Source organism: Kocuria sp. NPDC057446 (assembly GCF_042802875.1).
In the GTDB taxonomy this organism is placed as follows: domain Bacteria; phylum Actinomycetota; class Actinomycetes; order Actinomycetales; family Micrococcaceae; genus Kocuria.
On the sequence record NZ_JBHVDI010000085.1, the window covers coordinates 1 to 15,664 of the forward strand.

The following is a 15,664-nucleotide window of genomic DNA, read 5'->3' on the forward strand; positions in this document are numbered from 1 at the left end:
CCGCGGGGGCGCTCGCGGCGGCGCTCACCGGAGGGCCCCGGCCGCGCGCGTCCCGCTGCCCAGCTGCGCCCACGCGTCCTCGGGCGCGGCGGAGGCCGGCACGACGACGACGGACCAGCCCGCCGCCTCGAGCACCCCCGCCCCGTCCGGGACGTGGCCGGGGGAGGAGGTCACCAGCACCGCGCTGCCCGCGGCCGCCCGCTGCGTGCCGCCCAGCACCCGCTCGGCGGCCGCCGCGGAGAGGTCGCCCGAGACCAGCAGCACGGGGTGCACCAGGCCGTCGCGGTCGAACCGGTCGGCCAGCGCGTCCTCGGCCGGTCCGCCGGTCCTTCCCCCGACGGGTCCTCCGCGGGATGCCGGCCCGCGGGTGCCGGTCCCGTCCCGGCCCGCTCCGGGGGTCTCCGGTCCGCGGTCCGGTGTCCCACCGGCCGTTGTTCCGCCGGTCGCCGGCCCGCCGGTCGTTGCCCCCCGGGGCGCGGGCTCGGGGCGGACCCGGGCCAGCCCGTGCCGGGCGTCCTCGGCGCCGTCGTCGGTGACGGCGAGGGCGTGGGCGGGAGCGAGCGCGGCGTCGTCGTCGTCCTCCCCGCCGCGGGGCAGGGGGCGGCCGAAGGTGTCGAGGGCGTGCAGGGCGGTCTCGCGCTGGGTGAGGTGCTCGAGCACGGCGGCGGTGAAGGACACGGCCCACTCGAACTCGGCGGTGCTGGGGAGCACGCCGGCCCACAGGCGCTCCCCGGGCCAGGAGGTCTCGTCGCGGTCCAGGACCAGGGTGAGGCGGCGGGTGCTGCGGGGGTCCTCCTGACGGACCATCAGGTGGCCGTGCTTGGCGGAGGCGGCCCAGTGCACCCGGCGCATCGGGTCGCCGTGCCGGTACTCGCGGGTGGTGACGTTGTCCGGGCCCGGCTGGGGCTGGGCCGTCCGGGAGGGGTCGGTGCCGGACTCCCGCAGCCGGTCGGCGCTGATCTCCGGCAGCTCCACGGCGTCCGGCGCCACGTGCAAGGACGTGCGCTCGGAGGCGTCGAGCAGCTCGGCGGCGAGCCCGAACGGGTCGGCGACCCGCACGGTGGCCGGTCCCAGGGCGTACACGCCGCGGCGGCGCGGGCGCACGGTGTAGGCGGCGGGCTCCCCGCCGGCCTCCACGACCAGCTCGCGGTCCCCGCCCAGCGGTTCCGGCACCGTCTCGTGCACGGCGACCGCCCCGGTCACCGTCCCGCCGCGCCGGGTCCGGTGCCGCACGCGCAGCCGCACCACGGCGGAGTCCCCGGCCGTCACCAGCGCCGGGTCCACCCCACGCTTGAGCAGCACCCGCGGCTTCACCACGTACAGGGACAGCGCCGCGAACAGGGGCGCACCGCCGAGGAAGAGGGCCAGCGCCAGCACGTCCTTGCGGCCCAGCCAGGTGGCCAGCAGCAGGCACAGGGCGCCCGCCCCGAGGAAGGCCCAGCCGCGCCCCGTGAACCGGGCGCGGGAGTCCACGGGCTGCTCCGCCCGCTCGCCCTCCGCCGTGGTCCGGCCGCGCGTGCGCCCCGGCTCCGGCCGGGACCTCATCGGGACCGGGGGGTGTGCTCGGCCGGGACCCGCACCTCGTCCAGCACCGCCCGCACCAGCTCCTCCGCGGAGTCCGTGCCCGCACGGCGGTCCAGGATCAGGCGGTGGGCGAGCACCGGCACCGCGACCGTCCGCACGTCGTCGGGCAGGACGTACTCGCGCCCGCTCAGCGCGGCCTCCGCGCGGGCGGCGGCCTGCAGCTGGAGCAGCGCCCGGGGGCTGGCGCCCAGCCGGATCTGGGGGTGCGAGCGCGTGGCCTGGCCCAGGGCCACGATGTAGGCGCGCACCGCGTCCGAGACGTGGACGTCCCGCACGTGCGCCACCAGGCGGGCCGCGTCCTCGAGGGAGACCACCGGCTGCAGCCCCTCCAGCGGGGAGACGCCACCGTGGTCGGTGAGCATCGTCATCTCCGCCGCGGTGTCCGGGTAGCCCATGGAGATCCGGGCCGTGAACCGGTCCCGCTGCGCCTCCGGCAGCGGGAACGTCCCGTCCATCTCCACCGGGTTCTGCGTGGCCACCACCATGAACGGGGTCGACAGCCGGTAGGTCGTGCCGTCCGCGGTGACCTGGCCCTCCGCCATGCACTCGAGCAGCGCGGACTGGGTCTTGGCCGAGGCCCGGTTGATCTCGTCCCCGATCACCACGTTGGCGAACACCGGGCCGGGCTTGAACTCGAACTCCCGCCGCGCCTGGTCGTACACCGACACGCCCGTGATGTCCGTGGGCAGCAGGTCCGGCGTGAACTGCACGCGCGCCACCGTCCCGCCGATCGCGGTGGCCAGCGTGCGCGCCAGCATGGTCTTGCCCACGCCCGGCACGTCCTCGACCAGCAGGTGCCCGCCGGCCAGCAGCACGCTCAGGGCCGTGCGCGCCGCCTCCGGCTTGCCGTCGATCACCGCGTTGATCCGGTCCAGGATCGCCTGCGTGTACTGGGGGAAGGACTCCATGGGCTCCTCGGCTTCCTGCTGGGGCGTCTGCTCCCAGTATGTCTGCCCGGCCCCAGCTCGTAGATTGGTCGGAGCCCGCGTGTTCCCCGAATCCCTTCCCGTTTCCCTTCCCTTCTCCGAGACCTCCTGAGGTGCCGCCCGTGACCGACCCCAACGCCACCCTTCTCGCCGCCTCCCTGTGGCCCGACCCCGCCGACCGACCCGCGCCCGGACCGGGTGGGGCGCCGGCCGCCTACGAGCCCGAGCGTTACACCGTGCCCGAGGACGTCCCCGCCGGGGAGGGCACCCGCCGCCGTTCCGCCCAGGCCGACGACGGGCGCCGCCGCAACCTCGCCCATCCGCCCGCGCCGGAGCCGCTGCCGCACCCGGTGGTCGACAACCACACCCACCTGGACCTGCAGGACGGCCGGGTCCAGGTCTCGGTCCGGGACGCCGCGGACGCCGCCGCCCTGGCCGGGGTGGGGGGACTCGTGCAGGTCGGCTGCGACGTGGCCTCCTCCCGCTTCGCGGTGGCCGCCGCCCAGGCCGACCCCCGGGTGCTGGCCGCCGTGGCGCTGCACCCCAACGAGGTCCCGAAGCTCGCGGCCGCCGGGACCCTCGACGAGGCGCTCGCCGAGATCCGGGCGCTGGGGGAGCACGACCGGGTCCGGGCCTTCGGCGAGACCGGCCTCGACCACTACCGCACCGAGGGGGAGGGGCGGGAGCACCAGAAGCGGTCCTTCCGGGAGCACATCCGCTTCGCCAAGGAGACCGGCAAGGCGCTGCAGATCCACGACCGGGACGCCCACGCCGACGTCGTCGCCGTCCTGCTGGAGGAGGGCGCCCCCGAGCGCACCGTGTTCCACTGCTTCTCCGGGGACGCCGAGCTCGCCCGGATCTGCAACGAGCACGGCTGGTACATGTCCTTCTCCGGGACCGTCACCTTCAAGAACAGTCACGACCTCAGGGCCGCGCTGCGCACCGCCCGCCCCGAGCTGGTGCTCACCGAGACCGACGCGCCGTTCCTCACCCCGCACCCCTACCGGGGCCGGCCCAACGCCAGCTACGTGGTCAACTACACGGTTCGCGGCATGGCCGACGTCCTCGAGCAGGAGCTGGAGCCGCTGTGCGAGCGACTCTGGGCCAACACGCTCGAGGTCTACGGCCCCTTCTGACCGGATCTTCGTCCCTCGCGCGGTTTCTCCTCCCGCCGAGTCCCTCGCCCCGGCCGAGTTCCCACGATGCGGCACTCATCGAGTGTGAGCCCCCAGGTCGCGGCGTCCCTCGCGCCGAGTCCCCACGCAGCGCAGCTCCTGCCCATCGAGTCCCCAGGGTCTGGCCGGGCTTCGGCGTCGAGCCCCCACGTTGCAGCAGCCGTCGATCTCGAGTCCCCCGTCTGGTCGCACGTCCCCAAGAAGTTTCTGGGGAATTGCGACCAGATGGGGGACTCGACGAACCAATTGGGGACTCGACGAGCCAGAAGCGATCTGCGGGGGATGGACGGCCGAGTGACGGCCAGGTCGCAGCCAGCTGATCACGGGCGAGAAGCCTGCTCGCAGCCGAACTGCCACGAGTTGACGGCCGATTCGCGGCCGACTGTTTCAGGACCAGCAGAGAGAGCGCGGCCAGTGAGCTCCTTCTCGGCGGCCGGCTGCGTGCCGGCGGTCGACCTGCGGTCGGTCCGCAACGAGCTGACGAGGACCGGGCAGTGGCCAGTGATGGATCGCGGGCGTCGGCGCTGAGCTGACTCGATGTCAGCGGGTGGCGGCCGAGCGGCGCAGCGCGGCCTCGATCCTGTCGACGGTCATGGCAGGGAGCCGAACGACGTCGTGCCATCCCACGCGGATCACGGTCCACCCCGCCTCCTGGATCTCGACCTCGCGCCGACGCTCGTTGCGGATCACGGTGGCGGGAGCGCCGTCGTACGTGCTCTCGCCGTCGAACTCGAGCACCAGCCGGTGTTCGGGCCATGCGAAGTCGGCTCGATAGGTTCCCGTCCGGCCCACGATCACCCACTGCAACTCCGGCGCGGGTAGTCCGGACTCCGCCAGCATGAGCCGGGTGAGCGTCTCGCCCACGGATTCGGAGCGGACGTCCATGGCGTCGAGCACGCGCTGGGCCCTGCGCACGCCACGCCGGCCCGCCCACTCCGTCAGTCGCTCCTCCAACCGGGTCCGGGTCAGACCGAAGCGCAGCGCCTGGTCGGCCAGGACCACGGCGTCAGTGAACGGCAGCAGCCGGGCGCAGTACAGCAGAGTTCGATCGCCAGTCGTGGCGCGGAGCCCGTCCATCGTGACGATGTCTGTCTCGGGGAGGCGTTCCTGGTGCCTGACCACTCCGGCGTAGCCGTTGTGGGTTCCCTGCCCCGGCCGGCTGAGGGTGTGGAGACGGGCCGGGACGCGTCGAAGATCGAGGCCCAGGACCAGCGCGGCCGAAGCGAGACAGAAGACGGGCGGCACCGAGGCAGCCCGGCTGAGTGCCCGGTGGCGGAGCAGCGCCTGCTCCTCCGGTCTGAGCCGCCTGACGGCCGCCGAAGCGGCGAAGTAGCCGGGGTGGATCCGCTGGAGCTCGCCGGCACGGATCCGGCGCCGGATCTCATGGCCGCTGAGGCCGGTGTCGTGCAGCTGGGCGAGGCTCAGGAGGTCGGTCATGAGCCGTTGATAGGTCAGACGGGGGGCCTGGTGGGACGGAGCAGCTGTGACAGGGGAGAAGGACGCGGCGGGGACACTCAGCACGGCCATGGGGAGCGGAGATGCTGTACCTGCTGAGTCCCCAATGCACTCGCATATCCCCATGCGGATTCGTGGGGATATGGACGGGCATTGGGGGCTCGGCGGCGGAGAGTGCCGGGAACTGGGGACTCGGCGGCGGAGGGGCGGCGTGGGCGGCCGATACGATGGGGCGGTGACAGAATCCACCGCGCCAGAGCCCGCCGCCCGCGCCCTGCTGGGCCCCGCGGAGATCCGGGCGCTCGCCGAGCAGCTCGGGATCCGGCCGACCAAGACGCTCGGGCAGAACTTCGTGATCGACCCCAACACGATCCGGCGGATCATCGCCGCCGCGCGGCTGGGCGAGCACGAGACGGTGCTCGAGGTGGGACCGGGACTCGGCTCGCTGACCCTCGGGCTGCTGGACGTGGCCGAGCGGGTCGTGGCCGTCGAGATCGACCCCCCGCTGGCGGCGCAGCTGCCGCACACGGTGGAGCGGCTGCGCCCCGAGCTCGCCGGGCGGCTGACCGTGCTCGAGCAGGACGCCCTGCGCGTCGAGGAGCTGCCCGCCGAGCCGACCGCCCTGGTGGCGAACCTGCCCTACAACGTGGCCGTCCCGGTGCTGCTGCACCTGCTGGCGCGCTTCCCCTCGATCGGCCGCGGGCTGGTCATGGTCCAGGAGGAGGTCGCCGACCGGCTGGCCGCGGCGCCGGGCTCCAAGGTCTACGGGGTGCCGTCGGTCAAGGCCTCCTGGTACGCCGAGGTCACCAAGGCCGGGACCATCGGCAAGAACGTGTTCTGGCCGGCGCCGAAGATCGCCTCGGGGCTGGTGCGCCTGGTGCGCCGCGAGCAGCCGGTGGCGGACGTGGACCGGGAACTGGTCTTCGCGGCGGTGGACGCGGCCTTCGCCCAGCGGCGGAAGACCCTGCGGGCCGCCCTGGCCGGGTGGGCCGGCTCCGCCGCCGCGGCGGGGGAGGTCCTCGAAGCGGCCGGGATCGACCCGGGGGAGCGCGGGGAGAAGCTCGACGTCCACGCCTTCGCCCGGATCGCGCAGGCCGGCGCCGCCGCGGGACTCACCGCGGGGGTGCGCGGCGCGTGAGCACGTTGCGGCTCGCGGAGCGCCGGGGCCCCGGCACGGTCGACCTGAAGCGGACCACGGGTCCGACGGCGGGGGTGCGCGGCGGATGACCACCACGCTGCTCACCGAGCGCGCCGGGGCGCCCGGGAAGGTCAACCTGTTCTTCGCCGCGGGCCCGCCCCGCCCGGACGGCTGCCACGACGTCGCGAGCCTGTACTGCGCGGTCGGCACGGGGGAGACCGTGACGGCCACGCTGACCCGGGGCGCCGGCACCGCTGTGGGCGTGGCGGCGGTCCCGGGCTCGCTCGTGGCCCAGCAGCTGGACCGGGGAACCTTCTCCCTGGAGGCGGTGCCCACCGACGGGTCGAACCTGGCGGTCCGGGCGGCGGAGGCCGTGCTGGCCCGCTTCCCGCCGCTGCCGGGCGGGCTGCACCTGCAGATCGACAAGGCCGTGCCCGTGGCCGGTGGCATGGGCGGGGGCTCCGCGGACGCCGCGGCGGCCCTCCTCGCCGTGAACCGGCTCGCCGCCCGCGTCTCGGGGCGCCCCGCGCTCGACGACGACGCGCTGCTGCAGCTCGCTGCCGGTCTCGGCGCCGACGTGCCGTTCGCGCTGACGGGCGGAGCCGCGGTCGGCACCGGGACGGGCGCCCGGCTGCGCCCGGTGGCGGTCGGGGCGCCGCTGCACCTGGTCCTCGTGGCGGCCGAGGCCGGGCTGTCCACGCCGGCCGTCTATGCCGAGCTGGACCGGCTGCGCGCCGAAGAGGAGGTCCCGCCGCCGCGGCTGCCGCAGGTCCTCGAGGAGCACCTCGCGGCGGGGTCGGCCGCGGCGCTGGCCCCGCTGCTGGCCAACGACCTGCAGCCGGCGGCCCTGTCCCTCGCGCCGCAGCTGGAGCCCGTGCTGGCCGCAGGAGCGGCCGCCGGCGCCCTGGCGAGCTTCGTGTCCGGGTCCGGGCCCACGGTGGCGCACCTGGTGGCGGACGCCGCCGCGGCCGAGGACCTCGCGGACGTGCTCAGGGGCCAGGGAGCGCCCGCTCTCGCGGTGCGTGCTCCTTGACCCCTGGCCTCCGGCCGCCGGCGCCTGGATCTGACCTGACCTCCCGGGTCCAGGCGGCGCCGGCGGACGCTCGGCGGGGCGCCGGCGCGCGCCCCGCGGCGGACCCGCCTCAGCCCACGAGCACCTGCTCGTGCTGCAGCAGGTCCAGAAGATAGGAGCCGTAGCCGCTCTTCAGGAGGGCCTCGGCCCGGTCGTGCAGCTCGCCGTCGGTGAGCAGGCCCATCCGCCAGGCGACCTCCTCCGGGCAGCCGATGGAGAGTCCCTGCCGGGACTGGACCGTGCGCACGAAGGCGCTCGCATCGGCGAGGGAGTCGAAGGTGCCGGTGTCGAGCCACGCGGTGCCGCGGTCCAGCAGCTCCACGTGCAGCTCCCCCCGCTCGAGGTAGAGCCGGTTGAGGTCGGTGATCTCCAGCTCTCCGCGGGCGGACGGCCGGAGCCCGCGGGCCATCTCGATCACCCGGTTGTCGTAGAAGTACAGACCGGGGATCGCGTACGGGCTGCGCGGGCGCTCGGGCTTCTCCTCGATCGAGACGGCCCGCCGGTCGTCGTCGAACTCGACCACCCCGTAGGCCGTGGGATCGGCCACCCGGTAGCCGAACACGGCGGCGCCCGTGATGTCCCGGAAGCGGCGCAGCCGCGTGCCCAGCCCCGGACCGTAGAAGATGTTGTCGCCGAGCACCAGGCACACGGGGTCGTCGCCGATGTGCCCGGCACCGAGGACGAAGGCCTGCGCGAGGCCGTCGGGGCTCGGCTGGACCGCGTAGTCGATGGAGACCCCGAACCGGGTGCCGTCGCCCAGCAGGCTCCGGAACTGCGGACCGTCCTGGGGCGTGGTGATGATCAGGATCTCCCGGATCCCCGCGAGCAGCAGGGTCGAGAGCGGGTAGTAGATCATCGGCTTGTCGTACACCGGCACCAGCTGCTTGCTGATGCCCTGCGTGATCGGATGCAGGCGGCTCCCCGTGCCGCCCGCCAGAATGATGCCCTTCATGAGTCCCTCAACCTTCCCCCAGGTATTCGCTAAAGTAACTGTATGAGATCCAATATTCTGGCGCGTCCCCCGTTGTGCCCACCCGTCGCCGCCCACGCGGCACCGTAGGCTCGCGGCCATGTCTCATCTGCTCATCACCGGAGGGGCCGGCTTCATCGGCTCCAACTTCGTCCGTCACGTCCTGCGGGAGACCGGCCACCGGGTCACGGTCCTCGACCGGATGACCTACGCCGCCAACGAGGCCTCGCTCGCGGGCCTGGACCCGCAGCGCTTCCGGCTCGTGGTGGGGGACGTCGCCGACGCCGAGGTCGTGGACGGCCTCGTGGGGTCGGTCGACGCGGTGGTGCACTTCGCCGCGGAGTCGCACAACGACAACTCGCTCAGCGATCCCTGGCCGTTCGTGCACACCAACCTCCTCGGCACCTACACCCTGCTCGAGGCCGTGCGCCGGCACGGGGTGCGGTTCCACCACGTCTCGACCGACGAGGTCTTCGGCGATCTGGCGCTGGAGGACCCGCAGCGTTTCACCGAGGACACCCCCTACAACCCGTCGAGCCCCTACTCCTCGACGAAGGCGGGCTCGGACCTGCTGGTGCGGGCGTGGGTGCGCTCCTTCGGGGTCGAGGCGACGTTGAGCAACTGCTCCAACAACTACGGTCCGTACCAGCACGTCGAGAAGTTCATCCCCCGCCAGATCACCAACGTCCTGTGGGGCGTCCGGCCCAAGCTCTACGGCGAGGGCCGCAACGTCCGCGACTGGATCCACGCCGAGGACCACTCGACGGCCGTGCTGCGCATCCTGGAGGCCGGTGCGCCGGGGCGGACCTACCTGATCGGCGCCGACGGCGAGAAGGACAACCTCACGGTGCTGCGCACGCTCCTGCGGATCATGGGCCGCGACGAGGACGACTTCGACCACGTCCGGGACCGGGCGGGCCACGACCTGCGCTACGCGATCGACGGCACCCGCACGCGCGAGGAGCTGGGCTGGGAGCCCACGTTCACCGACTTCGGGACCGGGCTCGCGGACACGGTGGCCTGGTACACCGAGCACCGGGACTGGTGGGAGCCGGTCAAGGCCGCCACCGAGGCGAAGTACGCGGAGGCCGGCCAGTGAGCGCAGCGGAGCTGCGCGTCCGGAGCACGGCGATCCCGGGCCTGCTCCTGGTCGACGTCCCGGTGCACGGCGACAACCGGGGGTGGTTCAAGGAGAACTGGCAGCGGGCCAAGGCCGTGGCGGCCGGGCTGCCGGACTTCGGTCCGGTGCAGAACAACATCTCCTTCAACGGGGACCGCGGCACCACGCGGGGCATCCACGCGGAGCCGTGGGACAAGTACGTCTCCGTCGCCACCGGCCGGATCTTCGGCGCCTGGGTGGACCTCCGCGACGGGGAGACGTTCGGGACCGTGGTGACGTGCGAGGTCGGCCCGGACACCGCTGTGCTCGTGCCCCGGGGGGTCGGCAACGCCTTCCAGACCCTCGAGGACGCCACGGCGTACACCTACCTGGTCACCGACCACTGGTCGGCCGAGGCGCTGGACGAGTACAGCTTCCTGAACCTCGCCGACGAGACCGTGGCGATCGACTGGCCGGTCCCGCTCGAGCGGGCGCAGCTCTCGGACAAGGACCGGAAGCACCCCCGGCTGGACGCGGTCGACCCGCTCGCTCCGGCACCGGTGCTGGTGGTCGGCCGCACGGGCCAGCTGGGCCGTGCGCTCGTCGCGCTGCTGGAGGAGCGCGGAGTGCCCCACCGGGCCGTGGGCCGGGACGAGCTCGACCTCGCGGAGCCGGGCCGGTGGCCCGAGCCCTGGCGCACCGGGGTCGGCCTGCGGCGGTACCGCGCGGTCGTCAACGCCGCCGCGCACACGGCCGTGGACGAGGCCGAGACCCCGGAGGGACGCCCGAGCGCCTGGGCGGCCAACGCCACGGGTGTGGCCGCCCTCGCCGCGGCGTGCGCCGCCGCCGGCGTGCCGCTGCTGCACGTCTCCACCGACTACGTCTTCGACGGCGCGCTGCCGCTCGGCCAGGAGTACCCCGTCGACGCCCCGGTGGCCCCGCTGTCGGTCTACGGGCAGTCGAAGGCCGCCGGGGAGGCCGCGGTCCGGGCGCTGCCCCGGCACTGGGTGGTGCGCACCAGCTGGGTGATCGGCTCCGGGCGCAACTTCATCTCCACCATGGCCGGGCTCGCCGCCCGCGGCGTCGACCCGCGGGTCGTGGACGACCAGGTGGGGAGGCTGACCTTCGCCGAGGACCTCGCCGCCGGGGTGCTCCACCTGGTCGAGAGCGCGGCCCCGTACGGGACCTACCACCTCACGGGGGCCGGCGAGCCGCTGTCCTGGGCGCAGGTCGCGCGCCGGGTGTTCGAGCTCCTGGGTGCCGACCCGGACCGGGTCCACCCGGTGTCCACGGCCGAGTACACGGGGGAGCGGACGGGAGTCGCGCCCCGCCCGCGCAACAGCGTCCTGGAGCTGGCGGCGCTGCGCGCCACGGGCTTCGAGCCCCACGACCACCTGGAACTTCTGGGGACACGACTCCATGCGGACGGTGCCGCGGAGGCCCTCCGCGGCTGATCCGCCCCCTCCCGTTCGAAGGACCCCGCCGGAGCCCGGCGGGGTCCTTCGTGCCATCGGGGCCGCAGGGCCCCAGGCCAGGACGCGGTGCACGTCCGGGACGTCCCACCCGCCCCGCCTCCTGCCCGGCGTGCCCCGCGGACCGGCCGTGCGCCGGCGCCGGAGCGCGGTGCCGGAGCGCGTGCACCGGTCACCCGGCAGTGTGCAGCCGCTCACAGAACAGGGGACAAGAAAGATACAGATGCACTGAATTGCAACTGCTAACGTCCTGGCTATCGCAGGTGCACGGGGTCCTCGGGATCCCGACCGTCGCCCGCGATCGCCGGGGGAGGGGTTTCCCGGCGCACCACAGGGGGGAATCCGGCGGACGCAGATCCGCAGCGGACGAGGACGGGCCACGGGGATGGCTCCGGCCGTCCGGTGCGTCGTCCGGCCGGAGCCGAACGATCGGGGAACACGATGACATGCACCACACCATCCGGGCACGAGCCGGGAGCAGCGGCGTCGGCGCCGCGCTCCGTGGCCGCCTGGCGAAGGATCGGGACGGGCGGGCTGGCCGTCGTCCTGGCCGCGACCTTGTACGGCTGCTCGAGCGCGGACACCCAGGAGAAGCCGGCCTCCGAGGCCGGAGCCACCTCCGCCAGCAGCTCCCAGGACGACGCCGAGAGCCGGAACGGCTCCGAGGGTGGCACCGAGGCCCAGGACGACGCCGAGGGCCAGGACGACGGGACCCCGGAGGGAAACGGCGCCACGGCCGAGGAGACCGCCGAGGAGGTCGAGGCCCAGGTGGCCGAGGCCTTCCGGGCGGCGGCTGACGCCGAGCCGGGCGAGCCCGCGGTCGTCGAGGACGCGGGCACGGGCGAGGAGCGGCGGGCGACGGCCGAGACGGTCTCGCTGGACGAGCCCGCCAGCCCTGCCGAGGGCCTGGAGATCAGCATCGAGTCGACGGAACCCGTCCAGGCCGAGGGGATGGGCCCGGGCGGCATGTCCGGGCCGGCGGTCGCCGTCGTCGTCACCGTGCGCAACACCACGGACGCCCCAGTGGAGACCCTCGGCGGAACCGTCACGGTCTCCTACGGCCCGGACGCCCTGCCCGCGGACCTCACCCTCCAGCGGGGGGACCGGACCCTCCCGGACGTCGTGGCGGCGGGGCAGACGGTCTCCGGCACGTACACCTTCCTCGTCCCGGAGGACCAGCGCGAGAACCTGACGGTCACCGCCTCCTACCGCGCGTCCGATCCGGCCGTCGTCTTCACCGGCGGAGCGACGCGATGAGCGTCCGCCCGCTGCCCCACCACTCCAGCACTTCCCGCCAGGACCACGGAGGTCACCGCATGAAGAAGATCCTCGCCCCGGCCACCGGGCTGCTCCTCGTGGCCGGTGCCCTGGTGCCCGCCCCCGCCTTCGCGGACTCGGCCCCGGCGAATCCGCAGGACCCGCGGACGCCGGCGACCGTGACGGCGGACGCCCTGCCCACCGTGCAGATCAACGGCGTGGTGTGGGACCAGGCGATCGTCGGCAACACCGTGTACGCCGTGGGCCAGTTCACCTCCGCCCGGCCCGCCGGGGTCGCGGCCGGCCAGCAGGAGTCGCCGCGGGCCAACATCCTGGCCTACCGCCTGGACACCGGTGAGCTCATCAAGGAGTTCGCCCCCACCGCCAACGGGGTGGTGCGCTCCGTGGCGGCCAGCCCCGACGGCAAGCGCCTCTACATCGGCGGTGCGTTCACCACGATCAACGGGGAGACCCGCAACCGGATCGCCGCCGTGAACCCCACGACGGGTGCCCTCGACGCCGATTTCCGTCCCGCTCCGGACTCCCGGGTCAACGCGATCGTGACGGACGGCAAGACCGTCTACTTCGGCGGCTGGTTCTCCGCCGTCGGCAACCAGCCCCGCGCCCGGCTCGCCGCGGTCGACGCCACGACCGGTCAGCTGCGCGCCTGGACGCCCGCGGCCAACGGCCCCGTGGACGCCCTGGTGCTCTCCCCGGACGGGGCGAAGATCGTGGCCGGCGGCATGTTCACCGCGCTCAACGGGGCGTCCAACCCCGGCATGGGCATGGGCGCGCTCTCCACCGCGGACGGCCGCTCCCTGCCGTGGAAGGTCGGCTCGACCGTGCGCAACGGCGTGGGCGAGGGCGGCATCACGGCCCTGAGCACCGACGGGAAGCACGTCTACGGCACCGGCTGGACCTTCGGGCGCGACTCGAACTTCGAGGGCGCGTTCAAGGCGACGTGGGACGACGGCACCATCAAGTGGCTCGAGGACTGCCACGGCGACTCCTACGACGTGGTGCCCCACGCCGGGGTGGTCTACGTGGCGAACCACGCCCACAACTGCGAGTCCCTGGACGCCTTCACCGACTCGAAGCCGCGCTCCTTCTACCGTGCCAACGCCTTCAGCGAGGAGGCCACCGGGGTGCTGGGCAGCACGTACGACACCTACTTCGACTTCTCGGGCAACCCCGCCCCCAGCATGCTCAACTGGTACCCCGACCTCGAGGGCGGCTCCTACACGGGGCAGTTCCAGGCCGCGTGGACCGCCGAGGCCGCGGGCGACTACGTGGTCATGGGCGGGGAGTTCCCCCGGGTCAACGGCAAGGGCCAGCAGGGCCTGGTGCGCTTCTCCACCCGGGCCAAGGCGCCGAACGCGGTGGGTCCCCAGCCCGGCGGCGCCGGCATGGGCCTGACGGCGTCCTCCCACAGCGGCGGCACGGTGAGCCTCACCTGGACGGCCGCCTCGGACCAGGACAACGAGAACCTCACGTACCGCATCATCCGCGACGGCAACACGGCCCAGCCCGTGGGCGAGGTCAGCGGCAAGCACCGCTTCTACACCCGTGCCCGCATGGGCTTCACCGACCTGACCGCGGGGGCGGGGCGCGCGCACACCTACCAGGTCGTGGCCGTGGACCCCACCGGACGCAGCGTCTCCTCGACGCAGGTGCCGGTCACCACCGCCGGCGGCGCCACGCCCACCGGCTACACCCGGTCCGTGCTGCTGGACACGCCCACCCACTACTGGCGCATGGGCTCCCTCACGGCGGGCCTCGTCGACGTGGCGGGCGGGGCGCCCCTGTCCCCGGACGGGCAGATCTCCGGGCCCGTGGCCGGGACCGTGGTCGGGTCGAAGGACGCGACGAGCTTCTCGCGCACCAACACGACGCAGCCGGGCGGATTCGCCACCACGAAGCAGATCGAGATCGCCCCGCAGTCCTACACGGCGGAGACCTGGGTCAAGACCACGACGAAGACCGGCGGCAAGATCCTCGGCTTCTCCAACTCCACCACGCGCACGCAGAGCACGATCGACCGGCAGCTGTGGATGAGCAACGACGGCCGCCTGCACGCCGGCATCTATCCCGACCGGGCCGTGGTGGCCTCCTCGGCCAAGTCCTACAACGACGGCAAGTGGCACCAGGTGGCCATGACGCTCGGCGCCGACGGGCTGATCCTCTACGTGGACGGCGAGAAGGTCGCGCAGAACACCAGCGCCCGGACCGCCCAGTACTACGACGGCTACTGGGGCCTGGGCGGCGGCAGTCTCCGCAACTGGCCCAACGCACCGACCACGACCGACTTCACCGGGCACGTCGACGACACCGCGATCTTCGGCCGCGCGCTTCCCGCCGACCGGATCCGCGCGCACTTCAGCGCGGCCGGCACCGGAGCCAGCGAGGCCCTGCCGCCCACGGCGTCGTTCACCCAGCAGAGCACGGACCTCACCGTCGCGGTCGACGCGTCCGGGTCGAAGCCGGGAAGCGCCGAGCTGAAGACCTGGACCTGGGACTTCGGCGACGGCTCGACCGGCACGGGTGCCAAGGCCTCGCACGCCTACGCGAAGGCGGGCACCTACACGATCAAGCTGACGGTGCAGGACGCCGACGGCCGCACCGGGACCGCCACCCGGTCCGTGACCGTCACGGCTCCGGCACCTGAGCCGGAGCCGGAGGTTCCGGTGGAGCCGGGGGTGCTGGTCGATGACGCCTTCGATCGCACCGGCAGCGGTTTCGGCTCTCCGGGGGAGGGGATGTCCTGGAGCCCGTGGGGTTCCAAGGCCACGCTGTCCACGGCCGAAGGCGCCGGGCAGATCGCGTGGTCGGCGGCCTCGGCCTCGGCCTCGGCGCGGTTGAACGGGCTGAGCCAGCTGGACTCCGATGTGCGGACCACGGTGCGCTTCGCCGATGCGCCCAACGCCGGTGGCGGGTACTTCTCGGTCCAGTCCCGCCGGTCGGGCAGCGACTACTACAGCGCGACGCTGCGGGCCCGCACGGGTGCCTCGGCCGAGCTGTCCCTGCGCCGGTCGGTGGGGGGCAAGGAGGAGGTGCTGCGCACGGTGCCGCTGGCGGATCTGTCGGTGGCCCGGGACAAGGAGCTCACGGTGCGCTTCGAGACGGTGACGGCTCCTGACGGCGCCGGGTCCGTGCTGCGGGCGAAGGTCTGGGAGAGCGGGGCGAAGGAGCCGGAGCAGTGGCAGGTCGTGGTCGAGGACTCCACCGCGAGCCTGCAGCGGGCCGGGGTGTTCGAGCTCAGCTACTACGTCTCGGCCTCGGCGACCAACGCTCCGGGCACGCTGAGCGTCAACCACTTCACCGCACGCACCAGCAAGTGGACCGATGCGGCACCGGCACCGGAGCCCGCTCCCGAGCCCAAGCCGGAGCCCGAGCCCAAGCCGGAGCCCGAGCCCGAGCCGGCGCCGGAGCCGGAGGTTCCGGTGGAGCCGGGGGTGCTGGTCGATGACGCCTTCGATCGCACCGGCAGCGGTTTCGGCTCTCCGGGGGAGGGGATGT

11 protein-coding genes are annotated in these 15,664 nt (G+C 73.8%); 7 read left to right on the plus strand and 4 right to left on the minus strand.

Going from position 1 to position 15,664, the window contains the following annotated elements:
- Window positions 1–24 precede the first annotated feature (24 nt).
- Both ACFU0Y_RS11375 and ACFU0Y_RS11380 read right to left on the minus strand, forming a co-directional pair.
- A complete protein-coding gene (locus ACFU0Y_RS11375; protein WP_380214615.1) occupies window positions 25–1,545 on the minus strand; it encodes a DUF58 domain-containing protein in 1,521 nt (506 codons plus the stop codon).
- Window positions 1,542–2,492: an AAA family ATPase gene (locus ACFU0Y_RS11380; RefSeq protein WP_380214616.1), complete on the minus strand. Its 951-nt coding sequence runs from the start codon at window positions 2,490–2,492 to the stop codon at window positions 1,542–1,544. Before ACFU0Y_RS11380 ends, ACFU0Y_RS11375 begins: the two co-directional genes overlap by 4 nt.
- Window positions 2,493–2,668: 176 nt before the next feature.
- Here ACFU0Y_RS11380 and ACFU0Y_RS11385 point away from each other — a divergent pair, with 176 nt between their 5' ends.
- Window positions 2,669–3,646 (plus strand): TatD family hydrolase, encoded by a 978-nt coding sequence (locus ACFU0Y_RS11385; RefSeq protein ID WP_380214626.1) that lies wholly within the window; start codon window positions 2,669–2,671, stop codon window positions 3,644–3,646.
- A 579-nt stretch (window positions 3,647–4,225) separates the two neighbouring features.
- Here ACFU0Y_RS11385 and ACFU0Y_RS11390 read toward each other — a convergent pair.
- Window positions 4,226–5,122 carry a DUF559 domain-containing protein gene (locus tag ACFU0Y_RS11390; RefSeq protein WP_380214617.1) on the minus strand — a complete coding sequence of 299 codons (897 nt, stop codon included), beginning with the start codon at window positions 5,120–5,122 and terminating at the stop codon, window positions 4,226–4,228.
- 253 nt (window positions 5,123–5,375) lie between these two features.
- Between ACFU0Y_RS11390 and rsmA the strand changes: the two genes are divergently transcribed.
- The gene (rsmA, locus tag ACFU0Y_RS11395) at window positions 5,376–6,278 is read left to right on the plus strand and encodes a 16S rRNA (adenine(1518)-N(6)/adenine(1519)-N(6))-dimethyltransferase RsmA (protein WP_380214618.1); all 903 of its coding nucleotides are present in this window, start codon (window positions 5,376–5,378) and stop codon (window positions 6,276–6,278) included.
- Between the two features lie 85 nt (window positions 6,279–6,363).
- Window positions 6,364–7,311 carry a 4-(cytidine 5'-diphospho)-2-C-methyl-D-erythritol kinase gene (locus ACFU0Y_RS11400; protein WP_380214619.1) on the plus strand — a complete coding sequence of 316 codons (948 nt, stop codon included), beginning with the start codon at window positions 6,364–6,366 and terminating at the stop codon, window positions 7,309–7,311.
- Window positions 7,312–7,420: 109 nt separating this feature from the next.
- Here the strand turns inward: ACFU0Y_RS11400 and rfbA are convergent, their stop codons facing one another.
- Window positions 7,421–8,302, minus strand: a complete 882-nt coding sequence (gene rfbA / locus ACFU0Y_RS11405) for a glucose-1-phosphate thymidylyltransferase RfbA (protein WP_380214620.1) — start codon at window positions 8,300–8,302, stop codon at window positions 7,421–7,423.
- A 118-nt stretch (window positions 8,303–8,420) separates the two neighbouring features.
- Between rfbA and rfbB the strand changes: the two genes are divergently transcribed.
- The 4 genes from rfbB to ACFU0Y_RS11425 form a co-directional block, all read left to right on the plus strand.
- Complete coding sequence (gene rfbB, locus ACFU0Y_RS11410; protein WP_380214621.1) at window positions 8,421–9,419, plus strand: dTDP-glucose 4,6-dehydratase; 999 nt, start codon at window positions 8,421–8,423, stop codon at window positions 9,417–9,419.
- Window positions 9,416–10,873 carry a sugar nucleotide-binding protein gene (locus tag ACFU0Y_RS11415; protein ID WP_380214622.1) on the plus strand — a complete coding sequence of 486 codons (1,458 nt, stop codon included), beginning with the start codon at window positions 9,416–9,418 and terminating at the stop codon, window positions 10,871–10,873. Before rfbB ends, ACFU0Y_RS11415 begins: the two co-directional genes overlap by 4 nt.
- A 519-nt stretch (window positions 10,874–11,392) precedes the next feature.
- On the plus strand, window positions 11,393–12,148 hold the full coding sequence (locus tag ACFU0Y_RS11420) for a hypothetical protein (protein WP_380214624.1): 756 nt from the start codon (window positions 11,393–11,395) through the stop codon (window positions 12,146–12,148).
- Window positions 12,145–15,664, plus strand: a 3,520-nt coding sequence (locus ACFU0Y_RS11425; RefSeq protein WP_380214625.1) for a PKD domain-containing protein, incomplete at its 3' end; no start/stop codon positions are given. The genes ACFU0Y_RS11420 and ACFU0Y_RS11425, both read left to right, overlap by 4 nt.

Bases quoted from the DNA above. Each gene is read 5' to 3' on its own strand.
- ACFU0Y_RS11375 (WP_380214615.1), bottom strand. From the start codon at position 1,545: ATGAGGTCCCGGCCGGAGCCGGGGCGCACGCGCGGCCGGACCACGGCG.
- ACFU0Y_RS11380 (WP_380214616.1), bottom strand. From the start codon at position 2,492: ATGGAGTCCTTCCCCCAGTACACGCAGGCGATCCTGGACCGGATCAAC.
- ACFU0Y_RS11390 (WP_380214617.1), bottom strand. From the start codon at position 5,122: ATGACCGACCTCCTGAGCCTCGCCCAGCTGCACGACACCGGCCTCAGC.
- ACFU0Y_RS11400 (WP_380214619.1), top strand. From the start codon at position 6,364: ATGACCACCACGCTGCTCACCGAGCGCGCCGGGGCGCCCGGGAAGGTC.
- rfbA (WP_380214620.1), bottom strand. From the start codon at position 8,302: ATGAAGGGCATCATTCTGGCGGGCGGCACGGGGAGCCGCCTGCATCCG.
- rfbB (WP_380214621.1), top strand. From the start codon at position 8,421: ATGTCTCATCTGCTCATCACCGGAGGGGCCGGCTTCATCGGCTCCAAC.